The sequence below is a fragment of the Cryobacterium sp. TMB3-10 genome, from assembly GCF_004402305.1.
In the GTDB taxonomy this organism is placed as follows: domain Bacteria; phylum Actinomycetota; class Actinomycetes; order Actinomycetales; family Microbacteriaceae; genus Cryobacterium; species Cryobacterium zongtaii.
Map to the genome: position 1 here is coordinate 118,183 of NZ_SOGH01000019.1, position 26,989 is coordinate 145,171.

General features: G+C 68.2%; 28 protein-coding genes. 24 read left to right on the forward strand and 4 right to left on the reverse strand.

The annotated features are described in order from the left end of the window. The first annotated feature begins 10 nt into the window (after positions 1-10). The gene (locus tag E3T22_RS07940) at positions 11-1,459 is read left to right on the forward strand and encodes an aldehyde dehydrogenase family protein (protein WP_134481037.1); all 1,449 of its coding nucleotides are present in this window, start codon (positions 11-13) and stop codon (positions 1,457-1,459) included. 123 nt (positions 1,460-1,582) lie between these two features. Here the strand turns inward: E3T22_RS07940 and E3T22_RS07945 are convergent, their stop codons facing one another. Further along, positions 1,583-3,514, reverse strand: coding sequence for a BglG family transcription antiterminator (locus E3T22_RS07945; protein WP_241983636.1), 1,932 nt, complete (start codon positions 3,512-3,514; stop codon positions 1,583-1,585). Positions 3,515-3,679: 165 nt separating this feature from the next. Here E3T22_RS07945 and E3T22_RS07950 point away from each other — a divergent pair, with 165 nt between their 5' ends. The 12 genes from E3T22_RS07950 to rplQ all read left to right on the forward strand — a co-directional run bounded on the left by E3T22_RS07950 (position 3,680) and on the right by rplQ (position 12,405). Further along, the gene (locus tag E3T22_RS07950; protein WP_088457162.1) at positions 3,680-3,997 is read left to right on the forward strand and encodes a PTS sugar transporter subunit IIB; all 318 of its coding nucleotides are present in this window, start codon (positions 3,680-3,682) and stop codon (positions 3,995-3,997) included. A 130-nt stretch (positions 3,998-4,127) separates the two neighbouring features. Next, entirely contained in the window at positions 4,128-4,394 is a 267-nt protein-coding gene (locus E3T22_RS07955) for an HPr family phosphocarrier protein (protein ID WP_134409466.1), read from the forward strand. A gap of 13 nt (positions 4,395-4,407) precedes the next feature. Then, the gene (gene ptsP / locus E3T22_RS07960; protein ID WP_134481038.1) at positions 4,408-6,132 is read left to right on the forward strand and encodes a phosphoenolpyruvate--protein phosphotransferase; all 1,725 of its coding nucleotides are present in this window, start codon (positions 4,408-4,410) and stop codon (positions 6,130-6,132) included. Next, a complete protein-coding gene (locus tag E3T22_RS07965; protein WP_134481039.1) occupies positions 6,129-7,586 on the forward strand; it encodes a PTS mannitol transporter subunit IICB in 1,458 nt (485 codons plus the stop codon). The genes ptsP and E3T22_RS07965 overlap by 4 nt, the downstream gene beginning before the upstream one ends. Then, positions 7,586-8,026 (forward strand): PTS sugar transporter subunit IIA, encoded by a 441-nt coding sequence (locus E3T22_RS07970; RefSeq protein WP_088457158.1) that lies wholly within the window; start codon positions 7,586-7,588, stop codon positions 8,024-8,026. The genes E3T22_RS07965 and E3T22_RS07970 overlap by 1 nt, the downstream gene beginning before the upstream one ends. Further along, entirely contained in the window at positions 8,023-9,171 is a 1,149-nt protein-coding gene (locus tag E3T22_RS07975) for a mannitol-1-phosphate 5-dehydrogenase (RefSeq protein ID WP_088457157.1), read from the forward strand. Before E3T22_RS07970 ends, E3T22_RS07975 begins: the two co-directional genes overlap by 4 nt. 128 nt (positions 9,172-9,299) lie before the next feature. Next, entirely contained in the window at positions 9,300-9,521 is a 222-nt protein-coding gene (gene infA, locus E3T22_RS07980) for a translation initiation factor IF-1 (RefSeq protein ID WP_022883252.1), read from the forward strand. Positions 9,522-9,588: 67 nt separating this feature from the next. After that, positions 9,589-9,702 carry a 50S ribosomal protein L36 gene (gene rpmJ / locus E3T22_RS07985; protein WP_035834639.1) on the forward strand — a complete coding sequence of 38 codons (114 nt, stop codon included), beginning with the start codon at positions 9,589-9,591 and terminating at the stop codon, positions 9,700-9,702. 160 nt (positions 9,703-9,862) lie between these two features. After that, positions 9,863-10,237 (forward strand): 30S ribosomal protein S13, encoded by a 375-nt coding sequence (gene rpsM, locus E3T22_RS07990; protein ID WP_066597575.1) that lies wholly within the window; start codon positions 9,863-9,865, stop codon positions 10,235-10,237. 42 nt (positions 10,238-10,279) lie between these two features. Continuing rightward, on the forward strand, positions 10,280-10,678 hold the full coding sequence (gene rpsK / locus E3T22_RS07995; protein WP_055821293.1) for a 30S ribosomal protein S11: 399 nt from the start codon (positions 10,280-10,282) through the stop codon (positions 10,676-10,678). Between the two features lie 167 nt (positions 10,679-10,845). Continuing rightward, on the forward strand, positions 10,846-11,835 hold the full coding sequence (locus E3T22_RS08000) for a DNA-directed RNA polymerase subunit alpha (protein WP_066597571.1): 990 nt from the start codon (positions 10,846-10,848) through the stop codon (positions 11,833-11,835). A 51-nt stretch (positions 11,836-11,886) separates the two neighbouring features. After that, positions 11,887-12,405, forward strand: coding sequence for a 50S ribosomal protein L17 (gene rplQ / locus E3T22_RS08005; RefSeq protein WP_088457156.1), 519 nt, complete (start codon positions 11,887-11,889; stop codon positions 12,403-12,405). 426 nt (positions 12,406-12,831) lie between these two features. On the opposite strand, the gene E3T22_RS08010 is transcribed toward rplQ, so the two are convergent. Then, entirely contained in the window at positions 12,832-14,802 is a 1,971-nt protein-coding gene (locus E3T22_RS08010) for an acyltransferase family protein (RefSeq protein WP_134481040.1), read from the reverse strand. A gap of 153 nt (positions 14,803-14,955) precedes the next feature. Here E3T22_RS08010 and truA point away from each other — a divergent pair, with 153 nt between their 5' ends. The 4 genes from truA (at position 14,956) to glmM (ending at position 18,422) form a co-directional block, all read left to right on the forward strand. Next, the gene (truA, locus tag E3T22_RS08015; protein ID WP_088458111.1) at positions 14,956-15,849 is read left to right on the forward strand and encodes a tRNA pseudouridine(38-40) synthase TruA; all 894 of its coding nucleotides are present in this window, start codon (positions 14,956-14,958) and stop codon (positions 15,847-15,849) included. Positions 15,850-16,039: 190 nt separating this feature from the next. Further along, positions 16,040-16,486, forward strand: a complete 447-nt coding sequence (gene rplM, locus E3T22_RS08020; protein WP_088457154.1) for a 50S ribosomal protein L13 — start codon at positions 16,040-16,042, stop codon at positions 16,484-16,486. Between the two features lie 49 nt (positions 16,487-16,535). After that, on the forward strand, positions 16,536-17,021 hold the full coding sequence (gene rpsI, locus E3T22_RS08025; protein WP_088457153.1) for a 30S ribosomal protein S9: 486 nt from the start codon (positions 16,536-16,538) through the stop codon (positions 17,019-17,021). A gap of 24 nt (positions 17,022-17,045) precedes the next feature. After that, entirely contained in the window at positions 17,046-18,422 is a 1,377-nt protein-coding gene (glmM, locus tag E3T22_RS08030) for a phosphoglucosamine mutase (protein ID WP_134481041.1), read from the forward strand. Positions 18,423-18,831: 409 nt separating this feature from the next. On the opposite strand, the gene E3T22_RS08035 is transcribed toward glmM, so the two are convergent. Both E3T22_RS08035 and coaA read right to left on the reverse strand, forming a co-directional pair. Next, on the reverse strand, positions 18,832-19,368 hold the full coding sequence (locus E3T22_RS08035) for a GNAT family N-acetyltransferase (protein WP_134481042.1): 537 nt from the start codon (positions 19,366-19,368) through the stop codon (positions 18,832-18,834). A 461-nt stretch (positions 19,369-19,829) separates the two neighbouring features. Then, positions 19,830-20,786 (reverse strand): type I pantothenate kinase, encoded by a 957-nt coding sequence (gene coaA / locus E3T22_RS08040; RefSeq protein ID WP_088457150.1) that lies wholly within the window; start codon positions 20,784-20,786, stop codon positions 19,830-19,832. A gap of 34 nt (positions 20,787-20,820) precedes the next feature. On the opposite strand from coaA, the gene glmS reads away from it, so the two are divergent. The 7 genes from glmS to rimI form a co-directional block, all read left to right on the forward strand. Beyond that, a complete protein-coding gene (gene glmS, locus E3T22_RS08045; RefSeq protein WP_088457149.1) occupies positions 20,821-22,671 on the forward strand; it encodes a glutamine--fructose-6-phosphate transaminase (isomerizing) in 1,851 nt (616 codons plus the stop codon). Positions 22,672-22,793: 122 nt separating this feature from the next. Continuing rightward, positions 22,794-23,150, forward strand: a complete 357-nt coding sequence (locus tag E3T22_RS08050; protein WP_088457148.1) for a holo-ACP synthase — start codon at positions 22,794-22,796, stop codon at positions 23,148-23,150. Then, positions 23,147-24,304 carry an alanine racemase gene (gene alr, locus E3T22_RS08055; protein WP_134481043.1) on the forward strand — a complete coding sequence of 386 codons (1,158 nt, stop codon included), beginning with the start codon at positions 23,147-23,149 and terminating at the stop codon, positions 24,302-24,304. The genes E3T22_RS08050 and alr overlap by 4 nt, the downstream gene beginning before the upstream one ends. Positions 24,305-24,308: 4 nt before the next feature. Next, positions 24,309-24,848, forward strand: a complete 540-nt coding sequence (tsaE, locus tag E3T22_RS08060) for a tRNA (adenosine(37)-N6)-threonylcarbamoyltransferase complex ATPase subunit type 1 TsaE (RefSeq protein WP_088457146.1) — start codon at positions 24,309-24,311, stop codon at positions 24,846-24,848. Continuing rightward, positions 24,845-25,633: a sulfite exporter TauE/SafE family protein gene (locus E3T22_RS08065; protein ID WP_134481044.1), complete on the forward strand. Its 789-nt coding sequence runs from the start codon at positions 24,845-24,847 to the stop codon at positions 25,631-25,633. The genes tsaE and E3T22_RS08065 overlap by 4 nt, the downstream gene beginning before the upstream one ends. 159 nt (positions 25,634-25,792) lie before the next feature. Then, a complete protein-coding gene (tsaB, locus tag E3T22_RS08070; protein WP_088457144.1) occupies positions 25,793-26,428 on the forward strand; it encodes a tRNA (adenosine(37)-N6)-threonylcarbamoyltransferase complex dimerization subunit type 1 TsaB in 636 nt (211 codons plus the stop codon). Beyond that, the coding region (rimI, locus tag E3T22_RS08075; RefSeq protein ID WP_134493532.1) for a ribosomal protein S18-alanine N-acetyltransferase at positions 26,428-26,989 on the forward strand (562 nt) is incomplete at its 3' end. The genes tsaB and rimI, both read left to right, overlap by 1 nt.

Below are 26,989 nucleotides of genomic sequence, written 5' to 3' on the forward strand. Positions count from 1 at the left end.
GGCTGTCGGCATGACCTCTAGTCTCGCATCCGCCGACCCGACCGTCGTGAACCTACCGACCGGCGCACCCACTGACACGGCCGTAGTTGCGGTGCAGCGGATGCGCGACGGTTTCGACTCCGGCCGCACCCGGCCGGTCGCCTGGCGGCGCGCTCAGCTGCGCGCGTTACGCCGGCTGCTGGTGGAGAACCGGGCGGAGCTGCGGGACGCCCTGTACGCCGACCTGCGGAAGAGCCCGACCGAGGCCGACCTCACCGAAATCGGTATTCTGGTGCGCGAGATCGACCACACCCTCAAGCATCTCGGGCGCTGGCTGCGGCCGCGCCGGGTGCCGGTGCCGCTGGTGGTGCTGCCCTCCACCGCGCAGATCGTGCGCGAACCGCTGGGCGTGGTGACCGTGATCGCGCCGTGGAACTACCCGGTTCAGTTGCTGTTTGCGCCGCTGATCGGAGCTCTGGCCGCCGGCAATACCGTTGTACTCAAGCCGAGCGAACTGGCCGTGGCCACGTCTTCGTTGATCGCCCGGTTGGTGCCGACATACCTCGACCGCGACGCCGTGGCCGTGGTCGAAGGCGGAGTGCCCGAGACTACCGAGCTGCTCGCCCAGCGGGTGGACCATATCTTCTATACCGGCAACGGCACGGTGGGGCGGATCGTGCTGCGGGCCGCCGCGTTGCATCTCACCCCGGTCACCCTGGAGCTCGGCGGGAAGTCGCCGGTGTGGGTGGACGACACCGCCGACCTGGCCAGCGCAGCTCGGCGGATCGCCTGGGGTCGCTTCGTGAACGCCGGGCAGACGTGCGTGGCGCCGGACTACCTGCTGACCACCCCCGCGGTGGCGGCGCGGCTGGAGCCGCTGCTGGTGAGCGCGATCGCCGAGCTGTACGGCGCCGACCCGCGGGCGAGCAGAGACTACGGCCGCATTGTCAATGACCGGCAGTTCAACCGGTTGGCCGGGATGCTCGACCAGGGTCGTCTGGTGACCGGCGGGCTGGTGGACGCGGCCGAGCTCTATATCGCCCCGACAATTCTCGCCGACGTGGACGTGGCCTCACCGGTGATGACCGAGGAGATCTTCGGGCCGATCCTGCCGATCGTGACGGTGTCGGGACTGGACGAGGCGATCGCGTTCATCACCGCGCGGGAGAAGCCGCTCGCGCTGTACGCGTTCACCCGCAGCCGTGCGGTGCCGCGGGCCCTGCTCACACGAACGTCCTCCGGCGGGGTAGGGCTCGGGGCGCCGATGTCGCACCTCGCGGTTCCCGGCCTGCCGTTTGGCGGGGTGGGTGCCAGCGGCATGGGCAGCTACCACGGGGAGCGGTCGGTGGCCCAGTTCAGTCATGAGAAGTCGGTGCTGCGTACGCCGGCGCATCCGGATGTGCTCGGCCTGGTGGCCGCGCCGTACGTGCGCCGCCGTACCCGTCTCGTGCGCCGCCTGGTCTCCACCCTCCGCCCCTAAGCTCCCTCGCCCCGACCGACAGCCCTGGCTAACTGTTGCCCATGCGGACAATTGCGCCCGGTGTGCCGGGCGCATTTGTCCGTTTCGGTAACAGTTGGCCGTGGAGCGGGAGAACGAGCGGGGCTAGGCGTCCATGACGTGGACCAGCTCGTCGATGAAGGACGCGAAGTCGACGGAGCGCTTGATCAAGCGCTGCACCTCGAGGCGGTCGGAGAACACCTCCACGAACTGGTCGAAGACCGCCTGGAAGGTGCTGCGGCCGGCGGCGCTGAAGGCGATCAGTGCGACCACGTTCACCCGGTTGTCGCCCCAGTCCATCGGGGCGTCGTTGATCACGATGGCGATCGAGGTCTGCTGGGCGCTCATCGCCATGGCGTGCGGCACGGCGAGGTTGTCGGTGAACGCGGTGGATGACATCAGCTCCCGCTCGATGGCGCCGTCCACGTAGCTCTGATCGATGATGCCCCGCGCCATCATGCGCTCGCCCAGCGCGGTGATCATCGCCGTCTCGTCCGGGGCGTAGAAGTTGCGCGAGAACAGAGACTCGTCGAAGAACTGCAGCAGGTCGTCCTTCAGACGCGCGCGCCGGCGCATCCGTCGCACCCGGCTGGCCTGCTGGCGGATGCGGTCGATGTCGTTCTGAGTGAGGAACGGCTGGATCACAATGACCCCGTCGGCGTGCAACTGCGGGTCGATGGTGGTGAGCACCAGATCGGCGTCGAGAGCGTCCCAGTCCACATCGGAACGGGTGATCACCGCGACGACCTCGAGGTCGTCGCCGAGCACCCGTTCGATGCGTTCGCGCAGCAGCACGTGCATGTCGTAGTAGTTGGGGCACACTATCGCGCAGGTCACCAGCTCCACCCGGCGCACCTGCTGCTCGAGATGCGCGCCCACGTGCATGGCGATGTAGGCGATCTCGTCGTCGTTGATCACGATCTGCTCGGCGCGCTGCAGTTGGCTGGCGATGTACACGGCCAGCTCGTAGATCAGCGGGTACGAGGTCTTGATCGACCGGGTGAGCGGGTTGCGGGAGTACGACTTGTCGTGTGCCCGGTTGATCAGGTTGCGCACGTGCAGGGTCAGCCGCACGATGAAGTCGTCGTCGTCGAGGTCGACGAGGTACTCCCGGCTGGCCCGGTCCACGATGGCGCGCATCATCGCGAGCTCCTCCGGCCGCACGTAGCTTTCGATGAGGGTCTCGGCCGGCTGGTCGTGGCCGGGGGTGATCACCCGGGTGGTCAGCAGGAACGCCAGATAAGCGAGGTCACCGCTGCCCAGGCGCACGTCGAAGTGCTTCGTGATCAGGCCGGACAACGAGGTGGCGAGCTCTGACGGCGGTTCGGCGACGGCCGGCGCGGGGGAGAGGTGCTTTGTGACCCTGTCGATCGCGATGGCCACGTGCAGCAACACATTGTTGATGCCGTACTCGTTGACGAAGTAGCCCTGGCCGTCGAGCAGCTCGATGAGGTCGGTCTTGAACGCGCCCAGGCTGTCGGCGCCGGCCTGCCCGGAGGTGAACTCGCGCTGGATGGTCTCCAGGTCGATCATGCCGCGGGCGCTCTCCTCGCGGAACATCCGGCTGAGCAGCCGGCGCCGGTCGGTCTCCGCGCCGGTGAGGGTGACCACGCTGCCGTGCCGCACCAGGGTCAGGCCGCTGTCGGGCAGCATCAGCCGCACCCGGGCCAGGTCGGCCTCCACCGTGGAGTCGCTGACGAAGTTCTCCGCGGCCAGCTCGTAGACGTCCAGCCCGGCGGGCGATTCGGTGAGCCGCCGCACCAGGCTGGACAGCCGTTGCTGCGGGGTGTCCGCATCCGTTTCGCGCGGCTTGGACCGGTGCTGGGCGGTGAAGCTGGCGAACTCGTCGCGGTTGAGCCTGTAGCCGGCGGTGCCGGATTCGATGACGGTGAGCGGATGCGCGGCCGCCTTCACCGCCGTGACATAGCTGCGCACACTGCGCGGGGTAACCCCCAGGCGGTCAGCAAGTTCGCCTGCCGTGATCCAGCTGGATGTCTGGGACAGGAAGTCCAGCATCCGCGTCTGTTTATCACTCATCGTGCGCAACTCCATCGTCTCAAGAGTAGTCAAGCAGAGTGCGAGCCCGGCACGGTAGGACCCCGACGTGTTTCCGCACCCTGCGGAAAAGGGTCTGGTGGCGCCGCAAGTCCGAAGAGAGGACAGTAAGTGTTGAATTCAAAGATCGATGAAAGGAAAGAATCAATGAAGATTCTCATCGTGTGTGGTGCCGGAGCGTCCAGCGCATTCGTGGCGCACAGGCTGCGGGTCACCGGCAAGGAACGTGGGCTCACCCTCGCGGTCGTCGCCGGTAGCGAAGGGGATCTCCCGTCCTCGCTCGACACCATTGACGTACTCCTGGTCGGTCCCCACCTCGCCCCCCGCTTCGAGCGCATCAGCGCCCAAGCGAAAGAGCGCGGCGTGGGCGTGGCACTGCTGCCCGACTCGGTGTTCTCGGCGCGTGACGGCGTCGTGGCACTTGATCTGGCCGTGGATGCCGAACACGAACGGTCGTGGGTCTGACTTCGCAGGTCACCCGCACCGTTCCATCCGTTATTTGTTGTGCCGGCCGCCGCCGGCTGCCCGCACGAAGCCGGGACCTCGACTGAGGCCCCGGTGACACTCCCGCACGTTGGAAAGGCAGGCGCGACACATGGTCGAACGCACCGTACAGATCGGATCGACGCACGGGCTGCACGCGCGCCCCGCGAAACTCTTCACGAAGGCCGCCGCCGCCGCGGGAACCCCGGTCACCCTGCAGAAGGGCGACGGCAAGCCGGTCAATGCCGCCAGCATCCTCGGCGTCATCTCGCTGGGCATCAACCACGGTGACAGCGTCACCCTCGCCACCGACGGCGACAATGCCGACACCGTGCTCGACGGCCTCGTCGAGCTCCTCCTCACCGACCACGACGCCTAGGCGGGACGCGCACATGATTGAGCTTCAGGGCATCGGGATCGGCCAGGGCGTCGCCATCGGCCGGGTCCTGCGCATGCCCGCACCGTTGCCGGAGCCGCTCAGCACCCGCAGCACCCTCGACCCGGATGCCGAACTGACCCGGGCGACCGCGTCGATGCACACCGTCGCCGAAGACCTCGAAGCCCGGGGCGAACGCGCCGGCGGCACCGCCCAGGAGGTGCTCGAGGCCCAGGCCATGATGGCTGAGGACCCCACCCTCCTCGAGGAGGTCACCGCCCGGCTGCACAAGCACCAGACCGCTGAACGCGCCGTGTTCGAGGCCTTCGCCGTCTTCCGCGACCAGATGCTGGCCCTCGGCGGCTACCTTGGTGAGCGCGCCGCCGACCTCGACGACGTGGCCCAGCGGGTCATCGCGGACCTCGGCGGCCTGCCCGCGCCGGGTGTGCCGGACCCCGAAGAGCCCTTCGTGCTCGTCGCCCACGACCTCGCCCCCGCCGACACGGCCCTGCTCAACCTCGACAAGGTGCTCGGCCTGATCACCATCGACGGTGGACCCACCTCGCACACCGCCATCCTGGCCCGGGAGAAGTCGATCACCGCGATCGTGGGCACCCACGCCGCCGCGCAGCTCGCCGACGGCGACGAGGTCATCATCGACGCCGCCAACGGCATCGTGCTCGTGGCCCCCACCGCGAAGCAGCTCGCAGAGGCCCGCGCCCGCATCGCCGCCCGCGAAGCCCGCGCGCTGGCCCCGATCGGCCCCGGCCGGCTCAAGGACGGCACGCCTGTGCCGCTGCTGGCCAACCTCGGTTCGGCGGATGGCGCCGCCAAGGCCGTCGCCCTCGGCGCCGAAGGTGTGGGCCTGTTCCGCACCGAGTTCCTCTTCCTCGACTCCACCTCCGCGCCCACAGTGACGCAGCAGCGTGAGCAGTACGAGCGGATGCTGCGCGCCTTCCCCGGCCAGAAGGTCGTGGTGCGGGCGCTCGACGCCGGCGCCGACAAGCCCCTGGCGTTCCTCAACGACGCCGTCGAGGAGAACCCCGCCCTGGGCCTGCGCGGCCTGCGTGCCCTTCGTGCCAGCGAGGACATCATGCGGGAGCAGCTCACCGCCCTCGCCGAAGCCGACGCGGCCACCGACGCGGACCTCTGGGTGATGGCGCCGATGGTGTCCACCGTGGAAGAGACCGTGTATTTCACCGCCCTCGCCCACGAGCTGGGTCTGAAGACCGCCGGGGTCATGGTCGAGGTGCCGAGCGCGGCACTGCTCGCCGACCACATCCTGGCGCACGCCGACTTCGCCTCCATCGGCACCAATGACCTGACCCAGTACACGCTGGCGGCCGACCGGATGCTCGGCAGCGTCGCCGCGTTCCAGGACCCGTGGCACCCCGCGGTGCTTCGCCTGGTGGGCGAGGTCGGCGCCGCCGGCGCGAGCCTCGGCAAGCCCGTCGGTGTCTGCGGCGAGGCCGCGGCTGACCCGCTGCTGGCCGTGGTGCTCGTGGGCCTCGGCGCCACCACCCTGTCGATGTCGGCGTCGGCCCTCGCCGACGTTCGGGCCTCCCTGGCCGACTTCACACTCGAGCAGGCCCGGCACCTCGCCGACGCTGCTCTGTCCGCCGACGGCGCAGCATCCGCTCGCGCCGCGGCAACCGCAATCGCACACAGCTACACCAGCACCGCCCCCACCGGCACGGGCCCTACCGTGCTTGCAACCCCCGAGAGAGGTATACAGAAATGACAACGACGTCTGTCACCGAGAAGAAGGGCGCGAGGGTCCACGTACAGGCCTTCGGCACCTTCCTGAGCGGCATGATCATGCCCAACATCGCGGCGTTCATCGCGTGGGGCATCATCACCGCCTTCTTCATCCCCACCGGCTGGACCCCGAACGAGACCTTGGTCACGCTCGTCGACCCGATGATCTTGTACCTACTGCCGTTGCTGATCGCCAACACCGGTGGCCGGATGGTCTACGGCACCCGCGGTGGAGTGATCGCCTCGATCGCCACCATGGGTGTCATCGTGGGCAGCACGATCCCGATGTTCATCGGCGCCATGATCGTCGGCCCGCTGTCCGCATGGATTCTGATGAAGGTCGACAAGATCTGGGCCGGCAAGATCCGCCCCGGCTTCGAGATGCTGGTGGACAACTTCTCCGCTGGTATCCTCGGCTTCGCCCTGGCCCTGGGTGCGTTCTTCGGAATCGCCCCGCTGGTCACCGGCCTGAGCGCCTTCCTCGAGATGATCGTGGACTGGCTCATCGTCAACGGCCTGCTGCCGATCGCGTCGATCTTCATCGAACCGGGCAAGATCCTCTTCCTCAACAACGCCATCAACCACGGTGTGCTCACCCCCATCGGTGTGCAGCAGGTCCAGGAGTCCGGCAAGTCCATCCTGTTCCTGCTTGAGGCGAACCCCGGCCCCGGCCTGGGCATCCTGCTCGCGTTCTCGTTCTTCGGCGTCGGCCTGGCCCGCGCGAGTGCACCCGGCGCGATCATCATCCAGTTCCTCGGTGGCATCCACGAGATCTACTTCCCGTATGTGCTGATGAAGCCGATGATGGTGCTCGCCGCCATCGGTGGCGGCATGACCGGTGTTGCCGTGAACGTCGCTTTCCAGACCGGCCTCCGCGCCCCCGCCTCGCCCGGCAGCATCATCGCCGTGCTGGCGCAGACCCCGGCAACCGACTTCATCGGCGTCATCCTCTCGGTCATCGCTTCAGCCGGTGTCTCGTTCGCGATCGGTGGTGTCATCCTCCGCGCCAGCCGCAAGAAGGACCTCGCCGCTGAGAACGACAACGAACTGGCCGCCGCGATCGCCAAGACCGAAGCCAACAAGGGCAAGTCCAGCTCCATTCTGGGCAACCTCGGCGCCTCGGCCACCAGCGGCACCGCAGTGAAGAACATCGTCTTCGCCTGCGACGCCGGCATGGGCTCCAGCGCCATGGGCGCCTCGGTGCTGCGCAACAAGATCAAGAAGGCCGGCATCGAAGGGGTCACGGTGACCAACCAGGCCATCGCGAACCTCGACGGCACCGCCGACCTCGTGATCACCCACCAGGACCTGACGGACCGCGCCCGCGGCAAGAGCCCCAAGTCGGTTCACGTCTCGGTGGACAACTTCATGAACAGCCCGAAGTACGACGAGGTCGTACAGTCCCTCCAGGGCACCAACGAAGGAGTGACCAAGTAATGACCCAGAGTATTCTGGAACCGCAGAACGTGGTGGCCGCGGGTGCGGCCACCACGCGGGACGAGGCCATCCGTGAGGCCGGTGCCCTGTTGGTCGCCGCCGGAGCGGTGAAGCAGGAGTACGTCGACTCGATGTTCGAGCGCGAAAACTCGGTCTCGACCTACATGGGCAACTTCCTGGCGATCCCGCACGGCACCAACGACGCGAAGGAGTCGATCGTGCGATCGGCTCTCTCGCTGGTGCGGTACGCGGAGCCGATCGATTGGGACGGCCAGCCCGTCAAGTTTGCGGTCGGCATCGCCGGCCTGAACAACGAACACCTGGAGATCCTCTCCAAGATCGCCGTCGTCTTCTCCGACGAGGACGAAGTACAGAAATTGATCGACGCTGGTTCGCAGGACGAGATCTTCGCCCTGCTCGAGGAGGTAAACGCAGAATGAAAGCCATTCACTTCGGCGCGGGCAACATCGGCCGCGGCTTCGTAGGTCTCCTGCTCCATGAGGCCGGTTATGAGGTTGTCTTCGCCGATGTGAATGGCCCTCTCATTGAGGCGCTGCAGCAGGCGCCGTCCTACACCGTGCACGAGGCGGGGGAGACCCCCACCGACAAGGTGGTCGACAACTTCCGCGCCCTCAACAGCGCCACTTCCGAGGCCGATCTCATCAACGAGATCGCCACGGCGGATGCTGTCACCACCGCTGTGGGTCCCACCGTGCTGCGGTTCGTAGCCCCGGTCATCGCGGCGGGTCTGGCCCGCCGCGAGGCCGGGTTGCCCCCGCTGGCCGTGATGGCCTGCGAGAACGCGATCAACGCCACCGATGTGCTCGCCGAGCAGGTCTGGGCGAACGTGCCAGAGGGTGACCGCGCGGCCCTGAAAGGCCGGGTGGCCTTCGCCAACACCGCCGTGGACCGCATCGTTCCCGGCCAATCGAAGGATGCCGGCATCGACGTCACCGTCGAGGCCTTCTACGAGTGGGTCATTGAAAGCCCCGCATTCGGCTCCGCCCCGCCATCGATTCCCGGCGCCACGTTCGTGGAGGACCTCGCGCCCTACATTGAGCGCAAGCTCTTCACCGTGAACACCGGACACGCCACCGTCGCCTACCTCGGTACCCAGGCCGGCGTCTCCAAGCTCTCCGACGCGCTTCTGGTGCCGTCGGTCGCGGATGGTGCCCGCCGGGTGCTCGAAGAGACCAGCGCCCTCCTGGTGGCCAAGCACGGCCTCGACGAGGCCACCCAGCGCGCATACCGGGAGAAGATCCTCGGCCGGTTTGCGAACCCGTCGCTGCCGGACACCGTCGAACGAGTCGGCCGTCAGCCGTTGCGCAAGCTCAGCCGGCACGAACGTTTCATCGGCCCGGCCGCCGAGATCGCCGAACGGGGCACCCGCCCGGTGGCGCTGCTGGAGGCGATTGCCGCGGCCCTCCGCTTCGACGTCGCCGACGACGAGCAGAGTGTTGAGCTGCAGCGGATGCTCGCCACCGACTCCGCCGAGACCATCGTGGCGAACGTGTGCGGGCTTGAGGCCACGCATCCGCTCTACGCCGACGTGCTCGCGGTCGTGGCAGCGGCGACCAGATTATAGGGATGAATTGCCAAAGGGCAATCGCATAGCATAGGATAAATCCTTGGTGTCTAGCACTGCCTTTACTGGCGTGTCTGGAGGCCACAATCCCGCAAGACCAGCAACCAATACTTTAGCGATAGTGAGTTATGGCCAAAAAAGACGGTGTCATCGAGATCGAGGGCGCAGTAGTCGAAGCTCTTCCCAACGCGATGTTTCGCGTTGAGTTGACCAACGGCCACAAAGTTCTTGCCCACATTTCGGGCAAGATGCGTCAGCACTACATCCGCATCCTTCCTGAGGACCGTGTGATCGTGGAACTGAGCCCTTACGACCTGACCCGCGGTCGGATCGTATACCGCTACAAGTAAGCGTTGCTGTAAGTAACGGCCTGCGGCATTCCGTGGGTACGAAGACAGCGATTACAAGGACACACCCATGAAGGTCAAGCCCAGCGTCAAGAAGATCTGTGACAAGTGCAAGGTCATCCGCCGTAACGGCAACGTGATGGTCATCTGCGAGAACCCGCGTCACAAGCAGCGTCAGGGCTAGGTCTCGACACGCTCGACCAGCGATGGTCGTTCTCGAGATCCACGCACGACACAACTAAATACATAGCAGTGCCGGGAACCCTTCGGGGGGACACCATCGGTTGGAGGCCGATGCACAGGTGCTGCTACAGACCTCCACTCATCCCACAGGAGAAGCCACAATGGCACGTCTAGCCGGCGTAGACATTCCGCGCGATAAGCGCGTGGAAGTTGCACTTACTTACATTTTCGGTGTTGGCCGTACGAGGGCACTCAAGACCCTCGCCGACGTCGAGATCGATGGAAACATTCGCGTCAAGGACCTGACTGACGAGCAGCTCGTCCAGCTCCGCGACTACATCGAAGGAACCTTCAAGATCGAGGGTGACCTTCGCCGTGAGATCGCCGCTGACATCCGCCGCAAGGTCGAGATCGGTAGCTACGAAGGTATTCGTCACCGCAAGGGCCTGCCCGTTCGCGGCCAGCGCACCAAGACCAACGCTCGTACCCGCAAGGGCCCGAAGCGCACCGTAGCCGGCAAGAAGAAGGCGCGCTAGGCCTCGCCTAGCCCGTCACGCCTCTAGGATTCAGGAGAAATCATGGCAGCACCAAAGTCGGCCGTACGGAAGCCGCGTAAGAAAGAAAAGAAGAACATTGCTGTGGGCCAGGCCCACATCAAGAGCACCTTCAACAACACCATCGTCTCGATCACCGACACCACCGGTGCGGTCATCAGCTGGGCGTCCTCAGGTGGAGTTGGCTTCAAGGGTTCGCGCAAGTCGACCCCGTTCGCCGCTCAGCTGGCTGCAGAGTCTGCAGCTCGCCAGGCCCAGGAGCACGGCATGAAGAAGGTTGACGTCTTCGTCAAGGGACCGGGTTCGGGCCGCGAAACGGCTATCCGTTCGCTGCAGGCCGCTGGCCTCGAAGTTGGCTCGATCAACGACGTGACGCCCCAGGCCCACAACGGTTGCCGTCCCCCGAAGCGCCGCCGCGTTTAATTCCTTTCAGTGACTGGCGATTGGGCTTGTCTGGGTCGAAAGATCCGGGCAGGCTCACTCGCCGTTCACCGCGACAGGGCCGCTTCTCGCGGGCCCGTCGAGACTCACAATTTCACAACTCGCCACTAAGTGTCATATAGCGGACACTTCGCCGAAAGGAATCAATAGTGCTTATTGCACAGCGCCCCACGCTCACCGAAGAGAACATCTCGGAGTTCCGGTCCCGGTTCGTCATCGAACCCCTCGAGCCCGGCTTCGGCTACACCCTCGGTAACTCGATGCGCCGCACCCTGCTTTCCTCGATTCCCGGCGCTGCTGTCACCAGCATCCGCATCGATGGAGTGCTTCACGAATTCAGCACCGTTCCCGGGGTCAAGGAAGATGTCACCGAGATCATCCTGAACATCAAGGGCCTGGTCATCTCCAGCGAGCACGACGAGCCGATCACCGCGTACCTGCGCAAGCAGGGCTCCGGCCAGGTCACGGCCGCCGACATCTCGGCTCCGGCCGGCGTCGAGGTTCACAACCCCGAGCTCGTCATCGCGACCCTGAACGACAAGGCCAAGTTCGAACTCGAACTGACCATCGAGCGTGGCCGTGGTTACGTGTCGGCTACCCAGAACCGCAACGAGTACTCCGAGGCCGGCCAGATTCCGGTCGACTCGATCTACTCGCCGGTTCTCAAGGTGACCTACCGTGTCGAGGCAACTCGTGCCGGTGAGCGCACTGACTTCGACCGCCTCGTCGTTGACGTGGAGACCAAGTCGGCTATCTCGCCCCGCGACGCCATCGCATCCGCCGGTCGCACGCTGACCGAGCTGTTCGGTCTGGCCCGCGAGCTGAACACCGCTGCTGAGGGCATTGAGATCGGCCCCGCGCCGGTCGACGCCGTCCTCTCCACCGAGCTGTCCGTGCCGATCGAAGACCTCGATCTGTCCGTGCGCTCGTACAACTGCCTCAAGCGCGAAGGCATCAACAACGTCAGCGAACTGGTCGCCCTCTCGGAGACCCAGCTGATGAACATCCGCAACTTCGGTCAGAAGTCGGTGGATGAGGTCAAGGACAAGCTCGTAGAGCTCGGCCTGTCGCTGAAGGATTCTGTGCCCGGCTTTGACGGTGCGCACTTCTACAGCGGTTACGACGAAGAAACCATCTAAGGCTCGTCGTTCCTCGACGCCTTTCGACTTTGATACTGGAGATTACCGATAATGCCTAAGCCCACTAAGGGAGCCCGTCTCGGTGGCGGACCGGCGCACGAGCGCCTCATGCTCGCGAACCTGGCTGCCGCCCTGTTCACCCACAAGTCCATCAAGACGACCGAGACGCGCGCCAAGCGCCTGCGTCCGGTTGCCGAGCGCCTGGTGACTTTCGCCAAGCGTGGCGACCTGCACGCTCGTCGTCGCGTTCTCGCGACGATCGGCGACAAGACCGTCGTGCACGAGCTCTTCACCGAGATCGCGCCCCAGGTTGCGCTGCGCGATGGCGGCTACACCCGCATCACGAAGCTCGGCTTCCGCAAGGGCGACAACGCCTCCATGGTGCAGATGGAGCTCGTTCTCGAGCCCGTTTCGCCCAAGGTGAAGTCGAACAAGGCCTCCGCAGCGAAGGCGTCCGCGCCCGTCGCCGAGGAGACCCCGGTTGAGGCTGAGACCGTCGAAGCTGAGACTGTTGAAGCCGAGACCGTTGAGGCCGACGCTGCTGACGCATCCGCTGAGGAAGCCAAGTAACACCAGCTTCACTCGCTGTACCTGAAAGGGCCCGACTTCGGTCGGGCCCTTTTTGTGTGCCCGAGGATAGTGCTGGAGGCGCCCGCTTCGGCTCGATGCACCCCCTGCGGCTGGATGCGCCCGCTATAGCGGGCGCGCTCGGCCACACGAGGTGCGGTGATGGCGTGCCGGCTGGGAACGCAGGGTCGATGGCGGTGTGGTGGCTGCGCCGGAGGTACGCGGGGCAGGCGCCGCTATGCGCCTGGCGCGCCACCCGCATGGCGGCGCCTTGCCCGCACACCTCGAGAGGCCCGCTCGCATGCCTCGAGCGGCCCCGCCCGCATGCCTCGAGGTGCGTCGCCCACATGCCTCGAGGTGCGTCGCCCACATGCGTCGGATGCCCGGTCGCCGCATCCGTCGCACGGCCCAGGGGCTGCGGCGGGTGGGTCAGCGCACGCGGAAGGCCTGCAGGGTGTCGGCGCCGGGCGCGCGGCTCGGTGTGGCACCGGGCAGCCGTTCGAGGGCGACCGCCACCGAGTCGGCGTAGATCGCCCCGCCGGTGGGGCCGGGGTGGATGCCGTCATCGGCGAGCACGTCGACGTGCGGGGCGATCGCGGCGCTCCAGTCGGCCAGGACCACTTGGCTGCGGCGCGCCGAGAACTCCGCCAGCTCCGTGTTGACCCCCGCGGTCCAGTCCCGGTCCGCGAACGCGTTCACCACGATCAGTTCCCGGGAGGGACCGATCACCCGCATGACGGCGGCGAGGTCGGCTTGGTCGACGGGACCGTTCGTGCCCAGGCCCAGCAGAACCACGGGGCGCAGGGTGCCCGCGGCACGTTGTGCGGCCAGGATTTCCGGGGCGGCGTCCATGCCGCGGGACACGGCGGCGTCGATCGTGATGCCGGGGAACTCGGCCTGCAACTCGGCCGCGGAGGCGAGCATCACGGAGTCCCCGACAGCGGTGATGTTGGACCCCCTGGTGGTTTCCGTGACCACACCTGCGGCCTGGGCGGCGGCATCCTTGGCGGCTTGTGCCTGTGCCGCCTGAGCGGCCTGGGCCAGCGCCTGCTGGCCGCGGAGCACCTCCGCCTGGGCCGTCGTGACGGTGGGCGCCGTGACCACGGATGCGCCGGTGCCCACCAGCAACATCAGCACGACGGCCGCGGCGAGAACGAGTGCCGCACGGGAGCGGTAGCGGCGGCGGGTGCCCGGCGCAGACGCCCGCATGACCGTGGCGCGCAGCTGCCCGACCGCGCCACGGAGGCCCTGCCGGCGGATCGGCATCTCGAGCCACCGGTACGAGGTCGCAGCGGCCGCCACGGCCAGCACCAGGGTGAGCAATCCGGTCGCCGCGACACTCGCCGGGCCGCGGCCGAACGGCGCAACGAGCTGCACCAGCACCAGCAGCGGCCAGTGCCAGAGGTACAGGCCGTAGGAGCGTTCGCCGAGGTAGCGCAGCGGAGCGGTGTCGAGCATCCGCCCGAACCGGTCGCCGGCCACGCCCGCCCAGATCGCCACGGCGGTGAGTGCGCTCACCAGCAGGAGGCCGCCGCGGTAGGTGGCGGCGGCGTCAGCCGGCAGCCAGATCGCGGCGGCGATCAGGCCGGCCACTGCTGCCGCGCCCCACCAGGGCCGCATCATGGTGAGGGCCCGGCGCGCGGCCGGGGCCGCCACCGTGCCGCCCGCAGCCACGGGCCCGAGCGGACGCAGTAGCAGGGACAGTCCGGCGCCGATCAGCAGGCCGAAACTGTGGGTGTCCGAGCCGTAGTACACCCGGGTGGGGTCGCTGCCCGGGGAGAAGCCGACGCCCATCCACACTGCCGACGCGAGGGCGAGCGCCACGACGAGGGCCAGGCGCAGGCCCGGCCGGCGGACCCTAAGCAGCAGGAGGAGCAGCAGCGGCCAGAGCAGGTAGAACTGTTCCTCCACGGCCAGCGACCAGAGGTTGCGGAGCAGCTCGGGCTGGCCGGAGCCGAAGTAGCTGGTGTTCGTGGCCATCGACACCCAGTTGTAGCTGAACGTCGCGGCGCCCAGCAGCTTCCAGCCCAGGCCCACGAGCACATCGCCGCCGAGCAACCAGGCCGCCGTGCAGGCCACGAGCACCACCGGCACCAGTGCCGGCACCAGGCGGCGGGCCCGACGCAGCCAGAACCGCCGCGGCGAGAACCGGCCAGTGCGGTCGTGTTCGGCCACGATGAGGCCGGTGATCAGGAAACCGCTGATCACGAAGAAGATGTCGACGCCGATAAAACCGCCCTGCAACACCGGCGGAAACAGGTGGTAGACAACGACGAGGATGACGGCGATGCCCCGGAGACCGTCGAGGCCGCTGAGCCGGCGGCCGGCCGGAACGTCCGGGTGGCGAACGGCGACAGCTGTGGCGGGGGAGCGGGGCGCGGTGCGAAGGAGACTGGTCATAACTGTGCGGCCTGAGACGGGCCCGTCCAACGATAACCCGGCCCGGCCTCTACACTGACCTCTGTGAGTTTTCCCGAGCCCGTCGACGGCGCCTTTCCGCTGGTGCTGGCCGAGCTCAACCCGGATGGCGCCCTGGCGGCACCGTCCGATTCGATGCCGCCAGCAGGCTCCAAACGCATCCGCCTCGACGTGGGCTACGACGGAACCGACTTCTTCGGCTGGGCCAGCCAGCCCGGGTACCGCACCGTGCAGGGCCAGATCGAGGAGGGCCTCGGCGCCATCCTCAAGCGCCACCAGCCCACCCCCACCCTCGTGGTCGCCGGGCGCACGGACTCCGGTGTGCACGCGCTGGGCCAGGTGGCCCACTTCGATCTCAACCCCGACCAGGTCAACGCCCTCGTGCGGGTCAAACGGGGCAAGGCCGCACCCACGTACCCCAACGAGCTGGCCACGATGGTGCAGCGTCGCCTCGGCGGCATCCTGGTCACCCAGCCCGAAATCGTGATCCACCGCGCCAGCCTGGCCCCGGCCGGTTTCGACGCCCGCTTCTCCGCACTGTGGCGCCGCTACGAGTACCGCATCTCCGACACCGGCGCTCTGCGCGACCCGTTGCAGCGGCTGCGCACCACCTGGCACGGCTTCGCGCTCGACCTCGCCTCGATGCAGGAGGCCGCGGCCACCCTGATCGGGCTGCACGACTTCGCGACCTATTGCAAACCGCGGCCCGGAGCCACCACCATCCGTACCCTGCAGTCCTTCGAGTGGCGGCGGGACCCCGACGGGGTGCTCGTGGCCACCCTGCAGGCGGATGCGTTCTGCCATTCGATGGTGCGCGCCCTGGTGGGCGCCTGCGTGTCGGTGGGGGAGGGCAAGCTGGTGGGAACCCGACTCGTGGACCTGCGCATCGAGCGGGCCCGCACCAGCGAGTTCAAGGTGATGCAGGCGCATGGCCTGACCCTGATGGAGGTGGGCTACCCCGAGGACGCGGGGATGGCCATCCGTGCGGCGCAGACGCGTGCCCGTCGGGAGCTGCCCGAAGACGAGTGAGCTAGCACGCCCGGTTTACCGGCCCGAGTTGTGCCGGGGCGTGTCGTGAACTAGTGTTGTTCCTTGGTGTCTTAGGCGTTGCAGCCAGGCACACGAACGTGAGCCCTCCATCGATCGTGTTCTCTTCGAGAACACACCCGGAGCGGGATTCACGAACACCTCCGTTCGAAAACAAGAAAGCAGCACAACAGTGACGCGCACTTACACCCCCAAGGCAAGCGAACTCCAGCACGACTGGGTCGTTATTGATGCCACCGACATCGTTCTGGGTCGGCTCGCCAGCCACGCCGCGATTCTTCTTCGCGGCAAGCACAAGGCGACCTTCTCCCCCCACATGGATGGTGGCGACTTCGTCATCATCATCAACGCCGAGAAGATTGCCCTGACCGGCAAGAAGCTCGACCTCAAGATGGCGTACCGCCACTCCGGTTACCCGGGCGGCCTCACGGCCACGAACTACTCGGAGATGCTCGAGAAGCACCCCACCCGTGCGGTAGAAAAGGCGATTCGCGGCATGCTGCCGAAGAACTCGCTCGGCCGTGCACAGCTGCTGAAGCTCAAGGTCTACGCAGGCCCCGAGCACCCGCACGCTGCGCAGCAGCCCAAGCCGTACACCCTCAGCCAGGTCGCTCAGTAGCGTCGGCCCCAGACTTCTCGATATCTAAGAAAAAAGGATTCACACCATCGTGGCGAAGATCGCAGACCAGATTGACGCAACTCCCGAGAGCTACTCCACCGAGACTCCCGCTGAAGTTGCAACCAAGGCGCCCCGCGCCGTCCTCAACGTTCCCGGCGCAGCCGTGGGTCGTCGCAAGCAGGCCATCGCCCGCGTGCGCATCGTCCCCGGCGCCGGCAAGATTGTCGTCAACGGGCGCGAGCTCGACGACTACTTCCCGAACAAGCTGCACCAGCAGCTGATCAACGACCCGTTCAAGGTCCTCGACCTCATCGGCAGCTACGACGTCATCGCCCGCATCACCGGTGGTGGCCCGTCCGGCCAGGCTGGCGCGCTGCGCCTCGGCATCGCCCGCTCGCTGAACCAGATCGACGAAGAGAACAACCGCGCCATCCTCAAGAAGGCCGGCTTCCTCAACCGTGACGCTCGCGTCAAGGAGCGCAAGAAGGCCGGACTCAAGAAGGCCCGTAAGGCGCCGCAGTTCTCGAAGCGCTAACCCGTTAGTCGAGTACACACTCATATGGCTCGACTTTTCGGCACGGACGGCGTCCGGGGCCTGGCTAACCGTGATCTCACGGCTGGCCTGGCCCTGGGCCTCGCCCAGGCGAGCGCCGTTGTGCTCACCAGTGGCCGCCGCGCAGAGGAACGACGTGCCCAAGGCCGTCGTCCCGTCGCCGTGGTCGCCCGCGACCCCCGCATTTCCGGTGAATTCATCACCTCCGCCGTTGCAGCAGGCTTGGCCAGCTCCGGCGTAGACGTGCTGGATGCCGGCGTCATCCCGACGCCCGCCGCCGCCTTCCTCATCGCCGACATCGGCGCAGACTTCGGCGTGATGATCTCCGCCTCGCACAACCCGGCGCCCGACAACGGCATCAAATTCTTCAACTTCGGCGGCACCAAACTTCCCGATGACGTCGAAGACCGCATCGAAGCGGTGCTCGACGCGGGCGATCAGCTCCTCACCCCGATTGCCGGTGACGTCGGACGCATCCGTCGCTTCGCCGACGCCGAGGACCGTTACGTCGTGCACCTGCTCGGCACCCTGCCGCACCGGCTCGAAGGCATTCACGTGGTGCTCGACTGCGCCCACGGCGCGGCCGCCGGCGTGTCCCCGCAGGTCTTCACGGATGCCGGTGCCCGGGTCACCGTGATCGGCGCCGACCCCGACGGCCTCAACATCAACGACGGCGTGGGCTCCACCCACCTGGACAACCTCGCCAGAGCGGTGCTCGAGCACGGCGCAGACGTGGGCATCGCCCACGATGGTGACGCCGACCGCTGCCTGGCCGTCGACCGCGACGGCAACATCGTCGACGGCGACCAGATCATGGCGATCCTGGCCGTGTCGATGGCCGAACGCGGCGTGCTCAAGGACCGCACCCTCGTGGCGACGGTCATGAGCAACCTGGGCCTGAAGAAGGCCATGGCCGCCAACGGCATCAACATGATCGAGTCCAAGGTGGGCGACCGGTACGTGCTCGAGGAGCTCGACGCGCACGGGCTGTCGCTCGGCGGCGAGCAGAGCGGTCACGTCATCATGACCAAGTTCGCCACCACCGGCGACGGCATCCTCACCGGTCTGCACATCGTGGCCGAAATGGCCCGCACCGGAAAAACCCTCGCCGAGCTGGCCAGCGTGATGAAGGTGTTCCCGCAGATCCTCGTGAACGTTCGCGGCGTCGACCACCACGCCCTCGCCGGCGACGAGGTCATCGCGCAGGCCGTGCGCGACGCGGAAACCGAACTCGGCGACACCGGCCGGGTGCTCCTGCGCCCCTCCGGCACCGAGCCCATGGTGCGGGTCATGGTGGAAGCCGCCGACCAGCCCACCGCCGACCGTCTGGCGCACGCCCTGGCCGACGTCGTGCAGTCCCGCCTGGCGCTGCAGCCCAGCTAGTACCGCCTGTCCCGACTCTCCCGGTCGGTATCCGCATTTCGCACCCACGGCCATCCGTCGTGGCCCGTCTTGCGTCTCGCGGCACGGGTCGTGTGTCGTGGCACAGGATAAAACACGTGCCGCGAACACTAGTGCGTGCCGTGAGAACTACCGCGTGCCGCGGCGAAGGTTCGAACAGGTACCACGAAGTACAAAGTGCCGCAGGAAGCGAACGAAGCGCGGCCCAGGTAGCCGGCCCTGGGCGGTGCCCGGCCGAGGCCCGGTGGCGCTCACCATGCTCCCGCCGTTCGGATCGGTCGCGTGGCTTCGGTCGTCCGTGCGTGGTCAACTGTTCCCCGTCCGGTCAATTGCGTCCGGCACACCGGCCGCAATTGTCCGTTGTGGCAACAGCTCCTGCCGCATTCCGGGCCTAGCCGGGAGCGGCGATCAGGTAGCGCACGTGACGGAGCAGGGGCGAGTCCTCGGGTAGCCGCGGGTGATCGAACTCACCTGCGATGTGCATGCCGAGCCGTTCCATCACCTTGCGCGAACGGATGTTGATGCCCGCCGTGATCGAGTTCACCTCCGCCAGGCCGAGGGTCTCGAAGCCGAACTGCAGGGCGGCCGTCGCCGCCTCCGTCGCGAGACCCTGACCCCAGGCGGATCGGGCCAGCCGCCAGCCCACCTCCACGCCGCCGGAACCCGGGACGCCCTCGAGCATCGGCGCGAGGCCGGTGAAGCCGATGAACTCGCCGGTGTCCAGGCGTTCCAGCGCCCATAGCCCGCAGCCGTGCAGGTCGAACATTGCGTCCGCCCGGCCGGCGAGGGCATCACTTTCGGCACGTCTCAGTGGAGCGGGGAAGTAGCGCATCACCTCCGCATCCGCCGTGAGCCGGGCGAACGGCTCGAGGTCGGTCTCGCGCCAGCGCCGCAGCAGAAGCCGGTCGGTGCGCACGTCGAGGTCCATCGTTCCACCGTAGCCGTGCCGCTGCCGCCCGCCGCATCCCAGCCGCGCCGTAACTGTTGCCCATCCGGACTTCTGCGTCCGGCACGCGGGACGCACCTGTCCGCTGCGGCAACAGTTCGGGCGGATGCGTGCCGACCAGGGCCCAACCCGGGCTCAAACCGGGGGAGGCGCGGGCTCGCGGACACCCCGCGGCCGCGCCCACGTCGTCGCCGCGGCGGCGCCCACGCGCCGACGCCGCCGCGAATGAGCGGTCGGCGGCCTCCCGGACACAACTGTTGCCGATGCGGACTTTCGCGCCGGGTGTGCCGGGACCATTTGTCCGGACGGGGCCCAGTTGCCGGTTGGGCCGGCTGCCGAGCGCGACGGGCGCGGGGCTACGGGCAGCCGAGCACAATCAGCGCGACGCCACGGGCGGCCGAGCGCATGGGCGACAACGCCCCATGGCCGCCTACCGCGACGGCTCAGACCTTGCGGAGCAGCACCTTGTCGACGGTGTGGTCGGAGTCCTTGCGCAGCACCAGGGTGGCGCGGGAGCGGGTGGGGCGGATGTTCTGCAGCAGGTTGGGTTCGTTGATGCTGCCCCAGATGGTGCGGGCGCGGGCCCGGGCCTCGTCCTCGCTGAGGGAGGCGAACCTGTGGAAGAACGACTTGGGGTTCGTGAACGCGCCGCGCTGGAGCCGCAGGAACCGCTCCTCGTACCACCGGGAGATGTCGGAGGTGCGGGCATCCACGTAGATGGTGAAGTCGAATAGGTCGCTCACCGCGAGCCCGTGGCCCGGGGCGGGCGGCTGCAACACGTTCAGGCCCTCGACGATGAGGATGTCGGGCTGACGCACGACGACCTGCGCATCGGGCACGATGTCGTAGTTCAGGTGCGAGTAGAAAGGGGCGCGCACCTCGGCGGCGCCGCTCTTGATGGCGCTGACGAAACGCAGCAGCGTGCGCCGGTCGTACGACTCCGGGAAGCCCTTGCGTTCCATCAGGCCGCGACGGGCCAGTTCGGCGTTGGGGAAGAGGAACCCGTCAGTGGTGACCAGTTCCACCCGGGGGGTGTCTTCCCAGCGGGCCAGGAGCTCCCGCAGCAGCCGGGCGATGGTGGACTTGCCCACGGCGACGGACCCGGCCACGCCGATCACGAACGGGGTGCGCTGGGCGCGTTCCCCGAGGAAGTCGCTGGTGTCGCGGTGCAGCTTGCGGGCTCCCGCGGCGTAGAGGTTGAGCAGCCGGCTCAACGGCAGGTAGACATCCGACACCTCGTTGATGTCGAGCGGTTCGCCCAGGCCGCGCAGCTGCACGACCTCGGTTTCCCGCAACGGCAACCGGGTCGAGGGTGCGAGGGATGCCCACACAGCACGGTCGAGCTCCACAAAGGGGGTGCTGTGACCGTTATTACTGGGGCTCACCACCGGCTCGGACATCGAGACCAAGCATAGTGCGACTAAAATCAGGGCTATGTGCGGAATCGTAGGATATGTCGGAGACAACAAAAGCGTCGAGGTCCTCATGGGAGGTCTCCGTCGACTCGAGTACCGGGGGTATGACTCCGCGGGGATAGCGGTGATCGACGACGCGGGAGTGCTCAACACCGCGAAGCGCGCCGGCAAGCTCGCCGTGCTCGCCGCCGAGCTCGAGGCGCACCCGATCAACAACGGGCGCACCGGAATCGGGCACACCCGGTGGGCCACCCACGGTGGTCCGACCGACCAGAACGCGCACCCGCACCTGGGTGACGACGGCAAGCTCGCCCTCATCCACAACGGCATCATCGAGAACTTCTCGCCGCTCAAGGACGAACTCCTCGCCGAGGGTTACGTCTTCGAAAGCGAAACCGACACCGAGGTGGCCGCCGTGCTGCTCGGCCGCGAATACCGCCGCCTGGGTGACCTGGGCGAAGCGTTCCGCACCGTCGTCGCGCGCCTGGACGGCGCGTTCACGCTGCTGGCCGTGCACCAGGACCAGCCCGGCGTCGTGGTCGGCGCCCGCCGCAACTCGCCGCTGGTGATCGGCCTGGGCGACGGCGAGAACTTCCTCGGCTCCGACGTCGCCGCGTTCGTGGAGTACACCCGTCGTGCCGTCGCGATCGGCCAGGACCAGATCGTGACCATCACCCCCGACCTCGTCACCGTCACCGACTTCTTCGGCGCCCCCGTCGAGGTCGAAGAATTCGACATCGCCTGGGACGCCTCCGCCAGTGAAAAGGGCGGCTGGTCCAGTTTCATGGCCAAGGAGATCTCCGAGCAGCCGGATGCCGTCACCAACACCCTGCGCGGCCGCATCCACGACGGCCAGGCCGTGGTGCCCGAGCTCGAGGCCTTCGGCGATGACGTGCTCGCCGGCATCCGCCGCATCGTGATTGTGGCCTGCGGCACGGCCGCGTACGCCGGCCAGACCGCCAAGTACGCCATCGAGAAGTGGGCGCAGGTGCCGGTGGATGTCGAACTCAGCCACGAGTTCCGCTACCGCGACCCGGTGCTCACCCCGGACACCCTGGTGATCTCGATCAGCCAGTCCGGCGAGACCATGGACACCCTGATGGCCGTGAAGTACGCCCGCGAGGCCGGCGCCAAGGCCATCTCGATCTGCAACACCCAGGGCGCCACGATTCCCCGCGAATCCGACGCCGTGATCTACACGCACGCCGGACCCGAGGTCGCCGTCGCGTCGACGAAGGGGTTCACCGGCCAGATCGCCGCGCTGTACCTCTTCGCGCTGCACCTGGCCCGGGTGCGCAACACCATGTCCCTGGAGGAGCTGGCCGCGCAGGTCGTCGAGCTGCAGGCCATCCCGGAGAAGATCGCCACCACCCTGTTGCAGGAAGACGCCGTGCGTCAGCTCGCCGTGTGGATGACCGACTCGCGCGCCGTGCTCTTCCTCGGTCGCCACGTGGGCTTCCCGATCGCGCTCGAGGGTGCGCTCAAGCTCAAGGAGCTCGCCTACATCCACGCCGAGGGCTTCGCCGCCGGTGAGCTCAAGCACGGCCCGATCGCGCTGATCGAGCCCGGCCAGCCGGTCTTCGTCGTGGTGCCGAGCCCCCGCGGGTCCGCGCACCTGCACCCCAAGGTGGTCTCCAACATCCAGGAGATCCGCGCTCGCGGCGCCCGGATCATCGCGATCGCCGAGCAGGGTGACGCCGCGGTGCTGCCGTTCGCCGACACCGTGTTCCACATCCCGCTCGCCGGCCCGCTGTTCGAGCCGCTGCTCGCCGTGGTGCCGCTGCAGATGTTCGCCATCGAGCTGGCCACCGCCAAGGGCCTCGACGTCGACCAGCCGCGCAACCTGGCGAAGTCGGTCACGGTCGAATAAGGCCGGTCGAGTAAGCCGGCCGAATAGGCCACGGATGCCCAGGGCTCGCCGCGTCATCGCCTCGCGATGGCACCGGGTCCTGGGCATTTCGCTGAGAACAGCACACGAGGATTGAGCAGAGCATGATCAAGGGCATCGGCGTCGACATCGTCGACCTGGCACGCTTCGACCGGCAGGTGGCCCGCACGCCCGGGCTGGTGCCGAGGCTGTTCGCGCCGGCCGAGCGCACCCTGCCGACGCACTCGCTGGCCGCCCGGTTCGCCGCCAAGGAAGCTCTGATCAAGGCCCTCGGCGACAGTGTGGGCGCCAGCTGGCAGGAGATGGAAGTGGTCTCCGACCCGCACGGCAACCCGTCCTTCGCGCTGACCGGAGCGGTGCAGGCCGCCTTCACCGCCCGCGGCATCACGAGCGCGCACCTGAGCCTGACCCACGACGCCGGGGTGGCCTGCGCGTTCGTGGTCCTGGAGGGGAACTCATGACCGACTTCCGTGAGGCCGTCATCGATCTCGGTGCCGTGCAGGCCAACGTGGAACACCTGCGCAGCCTGATCGGCACCCGGCACACCATGGCCGTGGTCAAGGCCAACGGCTACGGTCACGGCGCCGTGCCGGTGGCCCGCGCCGCCCTTGCCGGCGGCGCCGACTGGCTCGGTGTCGCCGACATCGACGAGGCCCTCGCCCTCCGCGCCGCCGGCATCGACGCCCCGCTGCTGGCCTGGCTGCACGGTCCGGATGCCGACTTCGCCGCCGCCATCGCCGCGGACATCGACCTCGGACTGTCGTCGGCGGCGCAGGTGCGCCAGGTCGCGGCGGCCGCCAACGCACTGGGCCGGCCCGCATCCGTGCAGATCAAACTCGAGACCGGCCTCAACCGCAACGGCGTCGACGAATCGGACTGGGCCGAGGTGCTGGGCCTCGCTGCCGCGTTCGAGCGCGTCGACCGGCTGCGGGTGCGCGGCCTGTTCAGCCACCTGGCCAACACCTCACCCGACGACGACCTCGCCGCCATCGCCAGCTTCGGCCGCGGGCTGGAGGCCGCCACCGCCGCCGGACTCACCATCGACCTCGCCCATCTGGCGTCCACGGCCGCCGCCCTGCGCCTGCCCGCCGCCCGCTACTCGATGGTGCGGTTGGGCATCGGTATTTACGGGCAGTCGCCCTTCGCCGACGCGGATGCCGCCGACCTCGGCCTGACCGCGGCCATGACTCTGCGCGGCCGGGTCGCCGCCGTGCGCCGGGTCGCCGCCGGCGCGGGCGTCTCCTATGACTACCTGTGGCGCGCCACCGCCGACACCACCCTCGCCCTGGTGCCGCTGGGTTATGCCGACGGGGTACCCCGGCAGGCCATGAACGCCGCCAGGGTGGCCATCAACGGAACCCAGTACCCCGTGGTGGGCCGCGTCGCGATGGACCAGTTCCTGGTAGACGTGGGCACCGACCCTGTCGCCGTCGGCGACGTGGTGGTGCTGTTCGGCGACGCCGCGGCCGGGGTGCCCACCGCCGCCGAGTGGGGCGCCGCCGCGGGAACCATCAACTACGACATCGTCACCCGGGTGGGCGCACGGGTGCCGCGTCGGTATGTGGGATCTGGGTCCCTGACCGACGCCGACAGCACCGAAACCACGAGGTCGTAGCCCGATGCGCCGCACCATCGCCGACCCCGAAACCATGCACGCCTTCGGCCTGGAAATGGCCGGGCTGCTGCGCGCCGGCGACCTGATGGTGCTCACCGGCCCGCTCGGCGCCGGTAAGACCACCTTCACCCGCGGCCTCGGCGAGGGCTTGCGCGTGCGCGGCGCGGTCACCAGCCCCACCTTCGTGCTCGCCCGCACGCATCCGAGCACGATCGGCGGACCGCCGCTGGTGCACGTGGATGCCTACAGGTTGAGCAGCGCGATGGAGCTGGACGACCTCGACATCGACTTCGCCCGCTCGATCGTGGTGGTGGAGTGGGGCCGCGGCCTGCTCGAGGGGATCACCGAATCGTGGCTGGACATGGAGATCGAGCGTCCGCTCGGCGCCTCGCAGGCCGACCCGGACGCCGACGTCGACGATGCCGTCGCCCTGGACCTGCCGGAACCTCGCACCGTCACGGTGACCGGCCACGGACCGCGCTGGCAGGACGGCCTCGGCTTCCGCAGCGACCCGGCCGGCCCGGATGAGCCGGTGCACGCATGACCGCCGCCCGGCCGACCGGCGCCTGGTACTGGAGCGCCCTCGTGCTCACCGGCGTCATCGGTGGACTGCTCTCCGGATTGTTCGGTGTCGGCGGCGGCATCGTGATGGTGCCCCTGCTCATCTCGCTGGTGCGCATGGACCAGCGCCGGGCGGCCACCACGTCGCTGGCCGCGATCGTGCCCACCTCCATCGTGGGGTCGCTCACCTACCAGGCCAACGGCCACATCGACCTGATCGCCGGCGCGATCATCGCCGCCGGCGCCGTGGTCGGCGCCCTGATCGGCAGCAACCTGCTGCAGCGCATCCCGCTGTTCTGGCTGCGCTGGCTCTTCATCGCGCTGCTCATCGTGGTGGCCGCGCGCATGCTTGTCGTGGAGCCAGAACGCGGAGCCGCCCTCGAGCTGAGCTGGGTCGTGGTGCTGGGCTACCTCGCTCTGGGGCTGACGATGGGCATCGCATCCGGTCTGTTCGGCATCGGCGGGGGAGTGATCGCGGTGCCGGCCCTCGTGGCGGTGTTCGGCGTGAGCGACCTCATCGCCAAGGGCACCTCGTTGCTGGTGTTGGTGCCCACGAGCCTCGTCGGCACCATCGCCAACCTGCGCGCCGGGCTCGTCGATCTGCCCGCCGGCCTCGTGGTCGGCGCCGCTGCCACCGTCGCGGCGGTGCCCGGGGTGGCCCTGGCCGTGCTGATCCCGCCGCGCCTGTCGAGCATCCTGTTCGCCGTGCTGCTGATTCTCGCCGCCGGGCAGCTCACGGTGAAAGCCCTCCGCACCAAGCGCGCCTGACGCCCACCCGCCCCGCGTCTGCCGCGCCCAACTGTTGCCCGTGCGGACAAATGGTCCCGGTGTGCCGGACGCAAATGTCCGATTCGGCAACAGTTGCCCGGGAACGAGCCGGCGAGGCACCCGGCGGGCGGAGGCGCCCGGGCCGCATAGGCTGGACGGGTGCTCCTCGCCATCGATACCTCCGCCGGCACCAGCGTCGCCGTCGTCGACCTGACCCAAGGCGTGATCGCCGAACGCGGCGTCCCCGACACCATGCGGCACGCCGAGGTGGTCGGCCGCCTCATCCAGGAGTGCCTCACCGAGGCCGCCATCCCCGTCTCGGCGCTCTCCGGCGTCGTCGGCGGCATGGGTCCCGGACCGTTCACCGGCCTCCGCGTCGGCATCGCCGCCGCCCGGGTCTTCGCGCTGGGCATCGGGCGCCCTCTCGTTCCCGTGGTCAGCCACGACGCCATCGCCTACGGCCACTACCGCACCGGCCACACCGGGCCGCTGCTCGTGGTCACCGACGCCCGGCGCCGCGAGGTCTACTGGTCCGCGTACAGCGGGGCGGATGCCGAGCACCTCCCGGTGCGTCTCGGCGCCCCGGCCCTGGCCAAACCGGCCGAGCTGCTCGAGGCCGACTTCGTGCACGCGGGCCTGCCCCGCCTCGACGCCGCCACCATCTCGGCCGGCGACCTCGGGATGGTCGCCGAACTCGCCTTCGCGGCCGGCCGACCGTTTGCCGCCGACGAGGCGCTCTACCTGCGCTCACCCGATGTGACGGTGTCCAAAAACGGTCCCAAGCGGGTGAGCTGATGACCTGGCAGCTGCGCCGCGCCCAGCCCGCCGACGTCGAGGCGATCATGGCCCTGGAGACGCACATCTTCGAAAACGACGCCTGGTCCACCGAGATGATGGCTCGGGATGTCGCCGACCCGGGCTGCTACTACCTGGTCGCCTTCCCGCCGGACTCGCCGGAGCACATCGTCGCGTATGCCGGACTGCAGGCGGCGTTGCGCTCGCCGGAGAGCGACATCCAGACCATCGCCGTGGCCGAAGAGGCCCGCGGCCGCGGGCTCGGCCGGGTGCTCATGCTCAGCCTGATCACCGAGGCCCGCAAGCGGGGCGCCCGCGAAACCTTCCTCGAGGTGCGCGCCGACAACCCCGGCGCCCAGCACCTGTACCGCTCGCTCGGCTTCGAAGACCTCGGCGTTCGCCGGGGCTACTACCAACCAGACAACGTGGATGCGATCGTGATGCGCCTGCCCATTCCGCCCGCCGAGATGCAGTTCACGGATGCCGCCGCCGCGCCGCCCGCCGCCGACCCGGCCGCACCCGCTGCCGACCCGGCCGCACCCGCTGCCGACCCGGCCGCAC

What these genes read in the sequence shown, in the direction of transcription:
- E3T22_RS07940 (WP_134481037.1), top strand. Translation starts at nt 11, where the DNA reads ATGACCTCTAGTCTCGCATCCGCCGACCCGACCGTCGTGAACCTACCG.
- E3T22_RS07945 (WP_241983636.1), bottom strand. Translation starts at nt 3,514, where the DNA reads ATGAGTGATAAACAGACGCGGATGCTGGACTTCCTGTCCCAGACATCC.
- E3T22_RS07950 (WP_088457162.1), top strand. Translation starts at nt 3,680, where the DNA reads ATGAAGATTCTCATCGTGTGTGGTGCCGGAGCGTCCAGCGCATTCGTG.
- E3T22_RS07955 (WP_134409466.1), top strand. Translation starts at nt 4,128, where the DNA reads ATGGTCGAACGCACCGTACAGATCGGATCGACGCACGGGCTGCACGCG.
- ptsP (WP_134481038.1), top strand. Translation starts at nt 4,408, where the DNA reads ATGATTGAGCTTCAGGGCATCGGGATCGGCCAGGGCGTCGCCATCGGC.
- E3T22_RS07965 (WP_134481039.1), top strand. Translation starts at nt 6,129, where the DNA reads ATGACAACGACGTCTGTCACCGAGAAGAAGGGCGCGAGGGTCCACGTA.
- E3T22_RS07970 (WP_088457158.1), top strand. Translation starts at nt 7,586, where the DNA reads ATGACCCAGAGTATTCTGGAACCGCAGAACGTGGTGGCCGCGGGTGCG.
- E3T22_RS07975 (WP_088457157.1), top strand. Translation starts at nt 8,023, where the DNA reads ATGAAAGCCATTCACTTCGGCGCGGGCAACATCGGCCGCGGCTTCGTA.
- infA (WP_022883252.1), top strand. Translation starts at nt 9,300, where the DNA reads ATGGCCAAAAAAGACGGTGTCATCGAGATCGAGGGCGCAGTAGTCGAA.
- rpmJ (WP_035834639.1), top strand. Translation starts at nt 9,589, where the DNA reads ATGAAGGTCAAGCCCAGCGTCAAGAAGATCTGTGACAAGTGCAAGGTC.
- rpsM (WP_066597575.1), top strand. Translation starts at nt 9,863, where the DNA reads ATGGCACGTCTAGCCGGCGTAGACATTCCGCGCGATAAGCGCGTGGAA.
- rpsK (WP_055821293.1), top strand. Translation starts at nt 10,280, where the DNA reads ATGGCAGCACCAAAGTCGGCCGTACGGAAGCCGCGTAAGAAAGAAAAG.
- rplQ (WP_088457156.1), top strand. Translation starts at nt 11,887, where the DNA reads ATGCCTAAGCCCACTAAGGGAGCCCGTCTCGGTGGCGGACCGGCGCAC.
- E3T22_RS08010 (WP_134481040.1), bottom strand. Translation starts at nt 14,802, where the DNA reads ATGACCAGTCTCCTTCGCACCGCGCCCCGCTCCCCCGCCACAGCTGTC.
- truA (WP_088458111.1), top strand. Translation starts at nt 14,956, where the DNA reads ATGCCGCCAGCAGGCTCCAAACGCATCCGCCTCGACGTGGGCTACGAC.
- glmM (WP_134481041.1), top strand. Translation starts at nt 17,046, where the DNA reads ATGGCTCGACTTTTCGGCACGGACGGCGTCCGGGGCCTGGCTAACCGT.
- E3T22_RS08035 (WP_134481042.1), bottom strand. Translation starts at nt 19,368, where the DNA reads ATGGACCTCGACGTGCGCACCGACCGGCTTCTGCTGCGGCGCTGGCGC.
- coaA (WP_088457150.1), bottom strand. Translation starts at nt 20,786, where the DNA reads ATGTCCGAGCCGGTGGTGAGCCCCAGTAATAACGGTCACAGCACCCCC.
- glmS (WP_088457149.1), top strand. Translation starts at nt 20,821, where the DNA reads ATGTGCGGAATCGTAGGATATGTCGGAGACAACAAAAGCGTCGAGGTC.
- E3T22_RS08050 (WP_088457148.1), top strand. Translation starts at nt 22,794, where the DNA reads ATGATCAAGGGCATCGGCGTCGACATCGTCGACCTGGCACGCTTCGAC.
- alr (WP_134481043.1), top strand. Translation starts at nt 23,147, where the DNA reads ATGACCGACTTCCGTGAGGCCGTCATCGATCTCGGTGCCGTGCAGGCC.
- tsaE (WP_088457146.1), top strand. Translation starts at nt 24,309, where the DNA reads ATGCGCCGCACCATCGCCGACCCCGAAACCATGCACGCCTTCGGCCTG.
- E3T22_RS08065 (WP_134481044.1), top strand. Translation starts at nt 24,845, where the DNA reads ATGACCGCCGCCCGGCCGACCGGCGCCTGGTACTGGAGCGCCCTCGTG.